At 43.6% G+C, this 15048-nt stretch carries 12 protein-coding genes and 1 rRNA gene; 6 read left to right on the top strand and 7 right to left on the bottom strand.

Annotated features, from left to right (window positions below; all coding sequences use genetic code 11):
- Window positions 1-12: 12 nt before the first annotated feature.
- From P343_RS35500 to P343_RS0119315, 3 genes are read right to left on the bottom strand one after another with little or no spacing between them, the layout of a single operon-like run.
- Window positions 13-2094 carry a sensor histidine kinase gene (locus tag P343_RS35500; RefSeq protein ID WP_023511686.1) on the bottom strand — a complete coding sequence of 694 codons (2082 nt, stop codon included), beginning with the start codon at window positions 2092-2094 and terminating at the stop codon, window positions 13-15.
- Window positions 2055-2351, bottom strand: coding sequence for a hypothetical protein (locus tag P343_RS37290; protein ID WP_168371041.1), 297 nt, complete (start codon window positions 2349-2351; stop codon window positions 2055-2057). Before P343_RS37290 ends, P343_RS35500 begins: the two co-directional genes overlap by 40 nt.
- Window positions 2317-2571, bottom strand: coding sequence for a sigma factor G inhibitor Gin (locus P343_RS0119315; RefSeq protein ID WP_023511685.1), 255 nt, complete (start codon window positions 2569-2571; stop codon window positions 2317-2319). Before P343_RS0119315 ends, P343_RS37290 begins: the two co-directional genes overlap by 35 nt.
- A gap of 374 nt (window positions 2572-2945) precedes the next feature.
- Here P343_RS0119315 and P343_RS35495 point away from each other — a divergent pair, with 374 nt between their 5' ends.
- The 5 genes from P343_RS35495 to P343_RS35475 all read left to right on the top strand — a co-directional run bounded on the left by P343_RS35495 (window position 2946) and on the right by P343_RS35475 (window position 7953).
- Window positions 2946-4373: a circularly permuted type 2 ATP-grasp protein gene (locus P343_RS35495; RefSeq protein WP_023511684.1), complete on the top strand. Its 1428-nt coding sequence runs from the start codon at window positions 2946-2948 to the stop codon at window positions 4371-4373.
- Window positions 4374-4442: 69 nt separating this feature from the next.
- Complete coding sequence (locus P343_RS35490) at window positions 4443-5390, top strand: alpha-E domain-containing protein (RefSeq protein ID WP_023511683.1); 948 nt, start codon at window positions 4443-4445, stop codon at window positions 5388-5390.
- 33 nt (window positions 5391-5423) lie between these two features.
- On the top strand, window positions 5424-6287 hold the full coding sequence (locus tag P343_RS35485; protein WP_023511682.1) for a transglutaminase family protein: 864 nt from the start codon (window positions 5424-5426) through the stop codon (window positions 6285-6287).
- Window positions 6288-6514: 227 nt separating this feature from the next.
- Window positions 6515-7114 carry a Crp/Fnr family transcriptional regulator gene (locus tag P343_RS35480; protein ID WP_023511681.1) on the top strand — a complete coding sequence of 200 codons (600 nt, stop codon included), beginning with the start codon at window positions 6515-6517 and terminating at the stop codon, window positions 7112-7114.
- A 62-nt stretch (window positions 7115-7176) separates the two neighbouring features.
- Complete coding sequence (locus P343_RS35475) at window positions 7177-7953, top strand: SDR family NAD(P)-dependent oxidoreductase (protein ID WP_023511680.1); 777 nt, start codon at window positions 7177-7179, stop codon at window positions 7951-7953.
- Window positions 7954-8037: 84 nt separating this feature from the next.
- On the opposite strand, the gene P343_RS35470 is transcribed toward P343_RS35475, so the two are convergent.
- From P343_RS35470 to P343_RS35460, 3 genes are all read right to left on the bottom strand, one after another.
- Complete coding sequence (locus P343_RS35470) at window positions 8038-9096, bottom strand: undecaprenyldiphospho-muramoylpentapeptide beta-N-acetylglucosaminyltransferase (protein ID WP_023511679.1); 1059 nt, start codon at window positions 9094-9096, stop codon at window positions 8038-8040.
- 131 nt (window positions 9097-9227) lie between these two features.
- Window positions 9228-11099, bottom strand: a complete 1872-nt coding sequence (locus P343_RS35465) for an ABC transporter ATP-binding protein (RefSeq protein ID WP_023511678.1) — start codon at window positions 11097-11099, stop codon at window positions 9228-9230.
- Window positions 11096-12829, bottom strand: coding sequence for an ABC transporter ATP-binding protein (locus P343_RS35460; RefSeq protein WP_023511677.1), 1734 nt, complete (start codon window positions 12827-12829; stop codon window positions 11096-11098). The genes P343_RS35465 and P343_RS35460 overlap by 4 nt, the downstream gene beginning before the upstream one ends.
- Window positions 12830-13454: 625 nt before the next feature.
- Between P343_RS35460 and P343_RS35455 the strand changes: the two genes are divergently transcribed.
- Window positions 13455-14681 carry an IS110 family RNA-guided transposase gene (locus tag P343_RS35455; protein ID WP_023511675.1) on the top strand — a complete coding sequence of 409 codons (1227 nt, stop codon included), beginning with the start codon at window positions 13455-13457 and terminating at the stop codon, window positions 14679-14681.
- A 286-nt stretch (window positions 14682-14967) separates the two neighbouring features.
- Here P343_RS35455 and rrf read toward each other — a convergent pair.
- Window positions 14968-15048, bottom strand: a 5S ribosomal RNA gene (rrf, locus tag P343_RS37855); the annotation flags it as partial.

Here is a 15048-nt window from a genome sequence, read left to right as displayed (position 1 = left end):
GCCCCCTTCTGATCATTTGGCATCATCCGCTGTTCTTGCCCATTGAATGGTAATCTTCAGACCACCACCTTGTCCTGATCGAAATTGGATTCGTCCGCCAAGTCCTTCAACGCGCCCAATCATGCCAGGGAATCCCATTGTTCCGAATGATTTACCGATTTTTGAAACATCAAGACCAACACCATCATCTGAGTAATCTAAAGTGAACGCATCATTTGCCTTACTCAAGCTTAACGTGACAAGATGCGCACGCGAATGTTTTTGAGCATTATTTAACAACTCTTGGACAACTCTGTAAACAGCCATTTCCCACTCACGCTGAAACCCATCCATCTGTTCATCGATCGTCGCACGCAATGTAAAATCAGCGCGTAAATTAACTTTATCAAACAATTCCATAAGTGCTTTTCTAAGTCCCGTTCTATAGATAAATTCAGGATGAAGATCATTAATGACCTGACGGAGCACATAAACGCTATCTAGGATTTGTTCGCGAAACTTCACCATCAGAGCTTTTGTTTTCAGATCGCTTGCGTTTGATCCCCAGGAGTCTAATTGACGGGCTATATCTAGCTGATCCTGCATATTGCGGTCATGAAGACTGCGTGATAATTTCCAACGTTCACGTTCTGAAATTCTCAGCATCATCTTCTTAATGGTAAGCGGAACTGAAGTACTCTGGGCGGATGTTTCTTCCAGTTTCTGCATCATGTCCTTTGTATTCGCCAAATTTTCAATAACCATCTGCGCATAACTGGTTAAAGCGGCAAGCCAAATACGCTCATCAGGGTTCAAGCGTCTTCTCGGCAGTTTCCACTTGCCTTCCAGCACCACTTTTCCGTTTCCGCTCTCAGATAATAAAATCCGGAAACCATCAGGGGCATTGACGATCTTTCCAAGTTCGTCCTGCAGTTGATCTGAACCTTGATCACCGGTACCACTCGGCATCATCGTTGTCCGTTCGTCACTTGGATCTCCTTTTCCCACCATTGACAGCCGGACATGATCAACCGGTAAACATGCTTCCATTTCCCGTTTCATAATCCAGCTAAAATCATTTAAATCATAATCACTTTTCATCCATTGCAAAAAACGATTCAGGCTTGTCTGAACATCCTGTTGTTTGGGGTAGAGCCTTTTTCTTAGATAATAATCCAAATACTGCTTTATGTATAAGATCGTAAATAGAGAGATGAACGCGATAAGGCCAAACCGGTAGGCGTTGTTGCGGTCAGAGACAATCACGCCCCATTCAGTCATCTCCTGAAATGCAGCGCCAAGAATGAGTGCAGGAAGCGCCGCAACCAAGGCGCAGTAGGTAACACCAGTCACCATAAAAGATGCATCCATGAATCGGTCAGAAATCATTAAATAAAATAATGTTAAAGGCAGGAATAAGAGGAAGAGGCCGGAAATCGGATGGAACACAAGCGTATCTTGCCACAAAGCCGGGAAAACAGATAGGGCAAGATTAGGTATGAACGCAAGCGACAGACCCAGCAGCAGCACTTGAAGCATAGGCTTAAACACCACCTGGTCATATCGCCGATAGGCCCAGACAATGTGCGCAAGGATGAGGACCATTAATGCTGCAACAAATACCATAGCCAGCGATTGAGCACCACCTATATCCATACCTCGGCCAACCGTCACGAGAATACTTATAGATGCAGCACAGGCATCAATGGTAATAAGGGAGCGTTTTGACATCCAAACAAGATTCCAAAATGCGAGATAGTTGGTGATCACTTTTATGCAAAGAACAAGCCCCAAGATAAAGGCAAGCAGATACACATCTTGGCAAACAAGCCGGCCATAATCCGTTCGTCCTGCACTCCAAGCAACCAATAAAGTCCCGAATAACGCGAGAAAGAGAACCAGCATCTGTTCCCCTTTCGCCGATTTATTCATTACCCACAAGTAGATTCCTAGTCCAAAGCAGAAAAGAAAGAAGAGTAAGGACAAACCCGCATCGAAAACAGATGCGTTACTTGGATCTCTTATGAACATGAAAAAAATAGCAGCTAGTAAAGAGATACACAGACAGGCAAAGATCAGCCATCTCTTCCATAAACTGTTTGAGTTGGCAGGCATGCGACCGCCCTCCCAGGATTTTGATTCAGTAGCATTTGTCGCTTCAAAGAGCAGAATCCGTTGATCACTCCGGCTTGTCCATGAATACGGCGTGCCACTTCCTTTGCATCCAGTGTAGCAGAAAAAGAATCCGCTCGTAAAATACAAATCACACAACGGCCGCATCTGGTCTGAGATAGAATTGGTTGATTAAATAACGTTGAGCAATCAAAAAGAGAAGCCTCAATGTTTGCCTGCTTCTCCTCCTGTTCCTGCATGAATAACGTTCGCTTCCTTCGTACATTGGGTTAAGTTAAGCCGAAGTTTCGCCAATTTATTCATGTAGTATTTGTATTTCCAATCTGTTACTTCTGTCTCAACGATTTTCTTCTGGCAAGAATCGCAGATTAATTGATTGCATATGTGGATACCTTCTACTTCATGCCTCCCGCAAATCAGGCAAGTTTCCTCTGCGGGCACTTGTTCCTGCATCGCCATATCACCACCTCCTATCTCAGTTTCTCCCATACATTCAAAATCTATTCATCAATAGGCTATCAAACTATTTGCCGATGCTCATTCATGTCATGATTCTAAGCATCCCTGACTTTCTTAGTGTATGTTTTCTGGGCTTGCCCCGTGTCTGCACGAGAGCAGGCTGCACATGCAACCATCAATTCTGCCAACAAGGATTGACATCAAGACATAAGAATGATTATAATTTATAAAAATTATTAAAAAATTTATAAAATTCATTGGGTCCGTGACTATTCAAAAAAGGGGTACTCATTCTTTTTAACTCTGTTCAAAAGGGTCGAACTTTTTGAACATCCTCTTTTAGGATAGCCCTCCTTTAAGGGAGACGAGTCTGTATGTTTACGATCGATCATTCGAAAACAAGCTGTTTCAATGAAATGTTTTTGCCAGACGGACAGATCAGGTCGCACTATCAGAAACTGTTTGACTGTCTGCAGACTCTGGGAGAAAGCGAATTACTCGATCGTTCCAAAGAAATCAGGCAGCAGATGGTGCGCCAAGGTGTCACTTTTCAATTGTATTCAGCCAACCACACAAGTGAGCGTATTATTCCCTTTGATATCATACCGAGAATTATTCCGCATGAAGATTGGGAAAAAATCAGCTCCGGACTGAAACAACGGGTAAAGGCGCTGAACCATTTTCTCCATGACGTATACCATGATCAGCACATGATTACAGACGGACTGATGTCCAGACGCCAGATTGTTAATAATCCATATTTTTTGCCGGAAATGTCCAATGTCGAGGTACCGGAGGACGTCTATATCGCACTATCAGGGATTGACTTGATTCGTGATGAGAATGGGGCGTACTACGTGCTGGAGGATAACCTGCGCACACCATCTGGTTTGTCTTATGTTTTTAAGAATCGTTCGCTTATGATGCATTATTTTCCTGAACTCTATTTCTCTTCACATGTCCAAAGTATCGAGCAAGGTACGCAAGATTTGCTTACTGCACTTCATGATCTTGCCCCGCATCACAAACAAGATCCTGTCATTGTCCTTCTTACCCCGGGGCGGTACAATTCAGCCTATTTTGAACATGTGTTCCTTGCACAGCAAATGGGCATTGAATTAGTGGAAGGATCAGATTTGCGTGTCGTCGATCAAAAAGTATACATCAATTCAATCGAAGGTCTAAGACAGGTAGACGTCATTTATCGTCGCCTAGATGACAGTTTTCTAGACCCACTTACTTTTAATCCTAATTCCTTGCTCGGCGTCGCAGGATTAATGAATGCTTACCGGGCAGGCAATGTCGCCATCGCAAACGCGCCCGGTACCGGTGTCGCAGACGACAAAGCAGTTTATACCAAGGTACCGGACATGATCCGTTATTATTTGCACGAAGAGCCTATTCTGAAAAATGTGCCGACTTACCATATGAAGAAAAAGGAAGACCGGGAATTTGTTCTCGACCAGCTTGAAAAAATGGTCGTAAAAGAAACATCACTTTCCGGAGGATACGGCATGCTGATCGGACCACAATCAACTCCGGACATGATTGAATTATTCCGAAAAAAAATTCTCGAACACCCAGAACGCTATATTGCACAACCGACCATCAGCCTCTCAGCTGGTCCAACACTCACTGACGGGCGCATCGAAAACAGACATATTGATCTACGGCCATTCATCATTCAAGGGAAACAGATATCTGTCATCTCAGGGGGATTGACGCGCGTCGCATTAAATAAAGGTTCGCTCGTTGTCAACTCTTCCCAAGGAGGCGGAAGTAAAGACACTTGGATTGTATAAACCCATTCTGAACCGCTCTTTAAGCATCACAAAAAAAACAAAAAATGGAATCAGTAAGAGGGGATCCCCATGATCGGTAGAATTGCAGAATCGCTTTACTGGCTCGGGCGCTATCTTGAGCGCATCGAAAATCACGCCCGACTTATTGATGTCGACTATCATCGACAGACCACACATACAGAGCGGGATCAGTATCCTTGGAAAGAACTGGTCGAAACACTTGCAGACGTCGGCATATTTCAAAAACAGAACCCGACGTACACAGAGTCTGCGGTACTCAATACAATCGTGTTTGACCAAAATAACACAAATTCCATTCGCTCCTGTGTGACAAGTGCACGCAGCAATGCGCAGGCAATTCGAGAGCGGCTGCCCAGTGAGCTTTGGGACGCAATCAATGGATTCCATTTATGGCTGAATGACCAAAAGTTAAAGGACATGCTGACGTATCCGCACACCTTTTTTGAGCAAATTAAAAATCAAACCGCACTATTTCAAGGCATTTCAGCATCAACCATGTTGCGCGGCCAGGAATGGCATATGCTGCAGGTCGGAAAATATCTGGAGCGCGCCGAGAACACGCTGCGCATCCTGCGTATCGTCTACCGTGAAAACGGCATGGATCTTTCTTATGGTGATGCGCTTGCTCTGCTTAAGTCAGTCAGCGGATATGAAGCATTTCGAAAATGCTTGTCTAATAAAATGTCAACAGATAACATCCTCGACTTCTTGATGCTCAGCCCTGTATTTCCAAGATCCACCCGTTTCTCGCTCTGCCATCTGAACGAACATCTTGCTCGTCTTTCTGATTTTCGGGGTGGAATTTCCCCTTCAATCGAGAACGTTCGGAAATCCATTGGAAAAATGCATGCACAATTGGATTATATGGATCCTTCCGAAATTGTTCGTACGGGTGTCGCCGATTTTCTGGATTTAGAAGTGCGCCGTTGCAACGCGATCGGCTCAGCGATTGGAAAAATGTTTTCTGCAAAGGGGGTCAGCGTGCTGTCTTTTTGATGATCCGTAATCTGATCAGACGCGCGCCTAGCAATGAAATTTCAAATTCTCCATACCACTCACTATCAATATGACTCAGATGTGGCGGACAGTGTCAACGAAATTCGCCTATCTCCGCGAACGAACGGAAATCAGTCATGTTATCAGCACTCAATTACCACCTATCCTCATGCGCCGCTCTATGCTTATGAAGATTATTTTGGAAATCGTGTGCATGCGTTCTCGGTCGCCGAGCCTCATTCCCAGCTGACCATTACCGCCCGATCAATTGTCGTGACTAATGATCGGGCAGTGCCTAAAGAAAGTATTCTTCCCTATGAACAGGAACGGGAAATCATGGACAGTGAGCCGTTTCTCGATCGTTTCGCCGAATACCTTGCTCCGACAGATTACACGCAGAATACAACCGACGTTCAGCAGATCGTGCAACGTTTTCTAAACACATCTGTGGAATCCGTATCGCAGCTTCTGGCGACGATCACAACAAGCATTAAACAGGAGTACACCTATGATCCCACCGCAACACAAGTGCAAACGAAAATTGATGAAATGATCAAGATACGCCGGGGTGTTTGCCAGGATTTTGCACATTTGATGATCGCTCTTTGCCGTTGTATCGGGATTCCCGCGCGTTACGTCAGCGGTTATCAATACATACTTGATCTAAGTGGGGGAAATGCTGATTTTGAACAAGCCTCCCACGCCTGGATCGAAGCGTACATTCCCGAGGTTGGCTGGACAGGATTTGACCCAACCAATGATGTTCCCGTCGGTTGGCGGTATATCATTCTGGCATATGGGCGCGATTATAAAGACATCGTTCCTGTCAAGGGTGTCTATCATGGCACACCTCAACAAAATCTTAAAGTTGATGTCGATGTAAAAAAAATCAGCTGATCAGATGGTTTGAAATGAAGCGGCACGGGCGTTCCCTGCCGTTTTTTTCAATTCGAAATTTTTCGATCCACTCCCTCGCGTAACGTAATTGGTGTTACTATGCAATTGGCGCACGAATAAAGTTAAATAAAATCATAGATTGCATGATAAAGCTACAGAGACAGGTAAAGGTTGCTCCCCTTTACCATATATCATTGACATAGTTTAACCGTGAAAGGAGCACTGTGGTGAAAACGAAGGATTACGATTTTATGATCGATGTATTGGAACAAATAACACATATTAAATGCTCTGAAGAAGACAGAGCGAATGTAATGGAAACCTTTACGCCCCTTAAATTAAACAAAAACGAATTCTTTCTAAGGGATGGGGATTTGCCAAGCAAGTTAGCCTTCAACGTTTCGGGAGCACTCAGATGTTTTTATATAGATAAAAACGGCAATGACTCAACCAAAAATATTTTCTTCGAAGGTGCTGTTCTAGGGTATTCAGCATTAATTTCAAATCAGAAAGTACCCTATTACATTGAGACGTTAGAAACATGTCGTTTATTGACAATAGACTATACTTCTTTAGAGAGAATGATTAAAGAAAACACCACGTGGTTAAAAATCATCAAAGAATTACAGGATCAAGCGATCATTTACAAAGAAAGACGAGAACGTAGTTTTTTACTAGACGACGCAACACAGCGATACATTCATTTGATCCGAGAATTCCCAAATATAGAAAAACGCATCAAGCAGAAACATATTGCATCCTACTTGGGTGTTTCACCTGTTTCTTTAAGTAGAATAAGAAATAAACTAAATCATTTACAAATGTAAATGAAATCATTCTTTTCTTAGTATATGTTGCGTTAGAACAGCAGAATACTAGGAGGAGACTAATGAACCTTTTAAATAATAGTGAAAACTATACACTGGTTACAGGGGCCAGCAGCGGTATTGGCAAAGCAATTACCAAAGAATTTGCAGAGAGAGGCCATAATTTAGTTTTAGTTGCAAGAAATAAAAAAGTTCTAGAGGAGTTAGCAAATCAGTGGAGCACCTACTATAAGATTAATGTACTTGTTGTATCAATAAATCTACAAGAAGAAAATGCTGCTAAATCAATTTACGAATGGTGTCAAACGCATAATATAAAAGTTGATGCCCTTATTAATAATGCAGGAATTGGTTTGTTTGGAGCGTTCGAAAAATTAAGTATAGATGAACAAATAAAAATGATTGCATTGAACGTCAATAGTCTCGTTCGTTTAGCTTATTATTTTGTTCCGGACCTAAAGAAACATAAGAAGGGGTATATTTTAAATGTAGCTAGTATAGCTGCCTTTTATCCATTGCCCTATTATAGTGTCTATGGCGCAACAAAAGCATTTGTTTTATCATTTACAGAAGCATTAAGACATGAATTAAGACACTCGACTATTACGGTAAGCTGTCTATGCCCAGGAGATACCAACACGAATTTTTTCAATAATGCTGGAAATACAAATAAAAAGAGATCCTTGATGTCGCCAAAAAGTGTTGCCAAGGTAGCCATTGACTCATTATTTGATAATCAATCCGTTATTTTTCCAGGAAATATGAAACTAGTATCAAAAGTTCCAAGATTTATTCTAAAAAAAATAATCGCTAGAAGAGTGTCAAAATATAAATTATGAAAGATCACTGCTGCGCATTTCTTACTAACTGCCTGTCACTAGTTAAATAAACAAAAAGGATCGGCAAAAGACCGGTCCTTTTTGTTATATTTCGTTCAAATTGCTCAATATATTTTTAATTCCATGCGTTGCGTTTTGTGCAGCTGTCATCCGGTCAATATAATCGTATCTGTTCTTGTAGACATTATCAATTGTCTTTTGCAGTTCCTCGGAAGTCAGTGAATCATTTTCCATTACTTCACACAGCTCTTTTTTCTTAAAAGAGTCCGCATTTAAAATTTGATCACCTCGGCTTGCTCGAAGCGGGAGCGGAATAAGGATCATCGGCTTCTTAAGTGCCAGGAATTCGAAAATCGCATTTGATCCCGCCCGTGATAAGATGATTGAGGAAGCCGCCATGACATCGGGCAATTCCTTATCCACGTATTCATATTGATTATAACCCGTGGTCTCCGTCAGTTTTGTGTCAACATTGCCTTTACCGCATAGATGCACAATCTGATACTTTTTCAATAATTCCGGAAGTGATTCCCGAACGACCTCATTGATTTTCTTTGCACCAAGACTTCCTCCCATAATCAGAAGCACTGGTTTGTCCGAATGAAAACCAAGAAACTGAAGCCCTTTGTTTCGGTCGCCCTTAAGTAAAACGTCACGGATTGGAGCACCGGTATATTCCACTTTGTCTTTCGGCAAATGAGCCGCTGCTTCTTCAAACGTGACAAAAAGCTTTGTCGCAAATTTTATTGCGATCCGATTGGCAAGACCTGGCGTTATATCCGATTCATGAATATACACCGGGATACGGTTCAGCCAACCGCCGATAACTACCGGGACGGAAACAAACCCGCCCTTGGAAAAGATTACATCCGGTTTAATTTTCTTTAAGATTAAATATGCCTGCATAACGCCGGCAAGAACCTTGAATGGATCTTTGAAGTTTTTCATATCGAAGTATCTGCGCAGTTTTCCGCTGGAAATTGCCCGATAAGCAATACCATGCCCCTGCACCAGATTTTTTTCGATTCCATTTTTTGAGCCGATATAGGTAATGTCCCAATCTTTCAATTGATCAATAAGCGCAAGATTTGGTGTGACATGACCTGCCGATCCTCCGCCTGTAAACACGATTTTTTTAGTCATTACTGTTCCTCGTTTCTTCCTTTTCCTCACTTTTAAAAGTGTAATACACCTTCCTCGAAAGTAAAACTAAAAATTAAAATTTGAATAAAAAAAATCGGGACATCGCCCGATTGTTATTATTCTTGAATTGGTCAGCTAATTTCCCGATGCTCAGCATCTTCAGCAAATTGGCTGTTGTAGAGATCTGCATAAAATCCTTTATCTTCCAGAAGCGAATCATGTGTGCCCTGTTCAATCACGCTTCCATGGTTCATCACCAGGATCAAATCGGCTCCTTTGATTGTGGAGAGTCGGTGTGCGATCACAAAGCTGGTCCTGTTCTTCATGAGCGCCTGCATTGCCTTTTGGATGTGCACTTCCGTGCGGGTATCGACACTACTTGTCGCCTCATCAAGGATCAGGATGACGGGATCGGCGAGAATTGCCCGGGCAATGGTAAGTAGTTGTTTCTGCCCTTGGGAGATGTTACTCCCTTCTTCATTCAGCACCGTATCATAGCCATCCGGCAGCGTCCGAATAAAATGATCGGCGTGCGCCGCCTCAACGGCCCGCACAATTTCCTCTTCCGTCGCATGCTCACGACCGTAAGCGATGTTATCGCGTATCGTCCCTTTAAAGAGCCAAGTATCCTGAAGGACCATACCAAAAAGATGATGCAAATGCTCTCTTTTCAGATCACGGATATCTGTTCCATCAACGGTTATTTTCCCCTCACGGCAATCATAAAAGCGCATCAGCAAGTTCACCAGCGTGGTTTTTCCAGCACCGGTAGGACCAACGATAGCCACGGATTGACCGGATTTCGCTTCAATACTCATGTGCTCAATTAATGGCTGCTCTTCTTTATAGCGGAAGGATACGTTATCAAATCGGACATGACCGCTTGAATGATCGAGTATTCGTGCGTCGGCACGATCCGGAACGTCTTCTGCTTCATCCAAGATTTCGAAAATACGCTCAGCTGATGCAATCGTTGACTGAATAATGTTAGATATATTCGCGATTTGGTTCAGCGGCTGCCCGAATTGCCGCGCATATTGAATAAACGCCTGAATATCACCAATTTCAATTGAACGTTTTACGACAAGGATACCGCCAACTACTGAAATCAGAACGTAGCCGATATTGCCAACGAACATCATCATCGGCATCATTATTCCGGACAGAAACTGCGCTTTCCAAGCAGAATGATAGAGACGATCATTGATTTCGCGAAATTTTCCGACCGACTGGCGTTCACGGCCGAAAGCCTTAACGATCTGGTGGCCGGTGAACATTTCCTCAACATGGCCATTCAAATTGCCAATCTGCGCTTGCTGCTGTTTGAAAAAATTCTGTGATCGTTTCGCAACCAGCATAATACCGCCAATACTCAGCGGAATCGTCAACAGAATGACAACGGTCATAAGCGGACTAATGGTCAGCATCATCACAATTACGCCAAGAAGGGTGACGATCGAAGTGATTGATGCGGTCAAACTTTGCTGAAGTGTATTGCTGATATTTTCCGAATCATTCACTGCCCGGCTGAGCACATCTCCATAAGGATGAGAATCAAAATAGCTGACCGGCAAACTGGCTATCTTTTCGTTGACCTGTCCGCGCAGCTTATAAACCATTTTCTGAGAGATACCACTCATCAAATACTGCATGATATAGGTGAATAGCGAGCTGAGCACATACAGAATAATCAGCGTGACAATGATGTTCCCTATATAACCGAAATCGATATGCGCACCTGGCACACCTCGCATTTTCATTATCATGCCTTGAAAAAGTTTGGTCGTCGCGTTACCCATGAGTTTTGGCGCGATGATTGTGAATACTGTACTTATTATGGCTGCCGCGAATACGGCAATCAATGTTACCAAATGCGGCCTCAGATAGGTAAGCAGTCTGTTAAATGTCTTTTTAAAATGCTTCGGCTTCTGAACCGGCATGCGCATATGTCCGGGGCCAAATCCGCCATGAGCATTGCGGTTTCTTTGTTCATTTTTACTCATGCCAGTTCCTCCTTATTGAGCTGTGACGCAACAATTTCCTGATAGACCGGACAAGTTTCCATGAGTTCATGATGCGTTCCAATCCCAGAAATTGCGCCGTCATCCAGAACAATGATCTTATCTGCGTGAAGTACGGTGCTCACGCGTTGGGCAACAATGATCAGTACCGCTTCGCGAGTTGTTTTCGCCAGCTCTCCCCTAAGTCTGGCATCCGTACGATAATCGAGTGCCGAAAAACTGTCGTCCAGCAAATAGATATCCGCTTTCCTTGCCAGTGCACGTGCGATCGCTAGTCGCTGCTTCTGTCCGCCGGAAACATTTTTTCCTCCCTGTGCGATGACCGATTGGTACCCGTCGCTCATTTCACGGATAAATTCATCAGCTTGCGCAGTTCGCGCTGCTTCTGCCAGTTCCTCGTCCGTTGCCTGATCATTCCCGTAGCGAAGATTATCCGCCACTGTTCCGGTAAAAAGTACCGCTTTCTGCGGAACGTAACCGATCATTGAGCGCAGCTGTTCCAATGGAATCTCTTTGACATCCGTGCCGTTTATCGAGATACTGCCGCTTACCGCATCAAAAAAACGAGGAATCAAATTGAGAAGCGTAGATTTTCCTGCACCTGTTCCGCCAATAATCGCGGTTGTCTCTCCCGGACGGGCAGTGAAAGTAATATGGGATAGTGCCGGTTTTTCTGCACCCGGATAACCGTAAGCCACATCATGAAAGGTTACTCCTTGCTCCTCTCCTGCTGCCGTTGTATTCATCAGTCCTTCGGTATCGCGAATATCCGGCTGAATGCCAAGCACTTCATTGACCCGGACCGCTGAGACTTGTGCCCTCGGAATCATGATGAACATCATGGCACCCATTAGAACTGAGAACATAATCTGCATCGCGTATTGGATAAAAGCCATCAAATCGCCAATCTGCATGTTTCCGCTATTGATTCTAAGGCCGCCGAACCAGACAATCGCGACCGTCGATAAATTCATGATCAACATCATTAACGGCATCGCTGCAGCCATGATCTGGTTGATTTTGATTGAAGTCTGTGTAATATCCCAGTTAGCAGCGTCAAACCTATTGATTTCATGCTTTGTCCGGTTAAAAGAACGGATCACGCGGATACCGGTCAGTTCCTCACGCAGCACTAGATTCAACCGGTCCATTTTTTTCTGAATCACCTTAAAATAAGGAATTCCTTTTTTGGCCAATATCGAAATTCCCGCGATAAGCAATGGCAATGTGACAACAAGCACCAGTGAAAGTTTGGCATCCTTGTAGACTGCCATAATAATTCCGCCGATGCACATTAATGGCGCCATTGTCATCATTTTGAGTATCATCATATAAACTTGCTCAATTTGCGCAATATCATTGGTCGTTCTTGTGATCAGAGAACTGGTCCCGACCTGATCAAATTCCTTTAGAGAAAAGGACTCAACATGCTCAAACATTGTATTGCGCACATCGCGGCCAAAACCGGTGGCGACCTTTGAAGCCAAATAGTTGGCAATAACGGTGAAGGCGCCGGCAACAAGCGTCACGACCAGCATTAATGCACCCATTTTATAGATATAAGGCAGGTCTCCCTTAACAATTCCAGTATCTACAATATCCGACATTAATGTAGGAAGATAAAGGTTTGCCATTGACTGCAAAAATACAAAAATAATGGAAAAGATAGCGGGCCACATATAAGGCCTTAAATACTTTAAAAGACGAATCACTATTTTTCATCTCCAATCTTAAAACAAATTAAAACGCCATTGATCTCTCCGTAGCCGATAAATATCATTTACAATTTAAAAAAACAAGCTTAATCTCCAATCATCTTAATCCGCTTTTTCAGTTTACTTTTTCTATATGAACCGAATGTGAATCCTATAAAAATATCAGAAGCAATCATTGACAGACTCCTTAACAGATCCGCGTAATTTTTTTAACAAGGACTGCAGTTAATCGGACTTTACATAGTTCTGCCATTGCTATTAAAAGCGCATTGTTCATGATACCAAAAAAGCACGCATCTCTCAAAATTGAAGAATGCGTGTTTTTCCATTTGTGCTTATAAAACTCCCACGACCCGCTTTGAGGGGTGCGGGACACCACCGGTCATGAAAATGTAAGGATGCGTTTTCTTCTATGTAAGAATGGATAAAAGTAGAATAGGGACAGGCAAAGGTCGGTATTTTTTTGGAGGCAATCATTGACCCCGTTTATAAAACCGATCTCATGCACCTTTGAGCACCGCCGAGTGTCGCTTCTTTCAAAGCACGTGTACAAAAATTCGTACACTCAGGTGCACCACCTGTCCCTCCTTCATTTTATCATGATTAGAGGGGATGATGAATCATGGATGTCCTATTAAACTGTTGTGCGGGTTTGGATGTTCATCAAAAAGAAATCGTTGCCTGTGTGTTAAAGGGCGAAAAAAAGGTTCGGAAACAGATCCGTAACTTTGGCACGACCACTAAGGAACTCCTTGCCCTTAGCGATTGGTTGCAGGAATCTCAGTGCACGCATGTCGCCATGGAAAGTACGGGTGTCTATTGGAAGCCGGTTTGGAATATTCTAGAGGGTTCAGTCACCTTAATTCTCGCCAATGCGAAAAGGATTAAGAATGTTCCCGGAAAAAAGACGGATATGAGTGATGCCCAATGGATTGCTAGACTCTTGCGCAATGGATTAATTGAATCCAGCTTTGTTCCCCCGGAAGCGATCCGTAACTTGCGTGATCTGACTCGGTATCGGAGAAAGCTGCTGCAGATGGCAACGGAGCAGAAGAATCGTATTCATAACGTCTTGCAGGATGCCAATATCAAGTTGACAAGTTATATGAGCGATGTCTTCGGTGTTTCCGGACGCGCATTGCTTGAGGCGATCATGAATGGGGAATCGTTAACCCGGGAACAGGTTCATTCCCGAGTAAAAACTCAGCTGAGAGTGAAAGTACCTCAGCTATTAGATGCCCTGAACGGGAAAATCCGACGGCATCATCGACAAATGATTCGTCGGCAGTATGATCTACTTCTTGATTTAGAAAAACATAGTGAGGAACTGGAACAAGAAATCGATCAATACATGCAGAACTATCAAGAGGAAGTGAGTCTACTCAAAACGATTCCGGGAATTAATCAGGGTGCAGCGGCGGTCATCCTAGCGGAAATCGGAACAGATATGACTCAGTTTCCAAGCGATGCCCACCTGTCCTCCTGGGGCGGACTGAGTCCGGGAAACAATGAGAGTGCCGGAAAAAAACGATCATCCAAAACGACGAAAGGAAATAAAGGCTTAAAGTCCATTCTTCGTCAGGCCGCGTGGGGAGCAGTCCGGAGTAAGAACACGCGCTTATCGGCTTACTATTACCGATTGGTCAAGAGACGGGGACCGAAAAAAGCAATTATGGCCTTAGCGCATCTCGTTTTGAAGATTACCTATCATGTCTTAAAAGAGAAGCAACCCTATAAAGAGCTCGGTCCGGATTACCTGCCAAAGAGAAAGCAAAGCGCCAAGTACCATCAACGACAGTTGGAAAAACTGCTCGGTTACGAAATAGAAATTCACGAAAAAACAGCATGAACTGAAAAAAATTCAGTTCATGCATCAGGAGCAGTCTTTTTTTACTTTTTTTCAGCGTCATCACATTTACGTACAAAAAAATAATTAACCCGCACACCTCTCATTTCTGAAAAGTGTGCGGGTATCATTTGCCTGGCAGTGACCTACGTGTAGATACTACACTCCGGTGCTCACTCTCTTGTTTCCTCGACCTGCTTGGCCATCGAAACCCTCGCTGTGCTCTTGGTACGTATAAAATAATAAACCCGCGTACCTCTCGTTTCCAAGAAGTACGCGGGTTTCATTTGCCTGGCAGTGACCTACTCTCACAGGGGGACAGCCCCCAATTACCATCGGCACAGAAGAGCTTAACGGCCGTGTTCGGGAT

The sequence above is a fragment of the Sporolactobacillus laevolacticus DSM 442 genome, assembly GCF_000497245.1.
Lineage (GTDB): Bacteria > Bacillota > Bacilli > Bacillales > Sporolactobacillaceae > Sporolactobacillus > Sporolactobacillus laevolacticus.
Note: the sequence above shows the minus strand (reverse complement) of the source record. Positions and strands in the feature narration are given on the sequence as shown.

Bases quoted from the DNA above. Each gene is read 5' to 3' on its own strand.
- P343_RS35500 (WP_023511686.1), bottom strand. From the start codon at position 2,094: ATGCCTGCCAACTCAAACAGTTTATGGAAGAGATGGCTGATCTTTGCC.
- P343_RS37290 (WP_168371041.1), bottom strand. From the start codon at position 2,351: ATGCAGGAACAGGAGGAGAAGCAGGCAAACATTGAGGCTTCTCTTTTT.
- P343_RS0119315 (WP_023511685.1), bottom strand. From the start codon at position 2,571: ATGGCGATGCAGGAACAAGTGCCCGCAGAGGAAACTTGCCTGATTTGC.
- P343_RS35495 (WP_023511684.1), top strand. From the start codon at position 2,946: ATGTTTACGATCGATCATTCGAAAACAAGCTGTTTCAATGAAATGTTT.
- P343_RS35490 (WP_023511683.1), top strand. From the start codon at position 4,443: ATGATCGGTAGAATTGCAGAATCGCTTTACTGGCTCGGGCGCTATCTT.
- P343_RS35485 (WP_023511682.1), top strand. From the start codon at position 5,424: ATGAAATTTCAAATTCTCCATACCACTCACTATCAATATGACTCAGAT.
- P343_RS35475 (WP_023511680.1), top strand. From the start codon at position 7,177: ATGAACCTTTTAAATAATAGTGAAAACTATACACTGGTTACAGGGGCC.
- P343_RS35470 (WP_023511679.1), bottom strand. From the start codon at position 9,096: ATGACTAAAAAAATCGTGTTTACAGGCGGAGGATCGGCAGGTCATGTC.
- P343_RS35465 (WP_023511678.1), bottom strand. From the start codon at position 11,099: ATGAGTAAAAATGAACAAAGAAACCGCAATGCTCATGGCGGATTTGGC.
- P343_RS35455 (WP_023511675.1), top strand. From the start codon at position 13,455: ATGGATGTCCTATTAAACTGTTGTGCGGGTTTGGATGTTCATCAAAAA.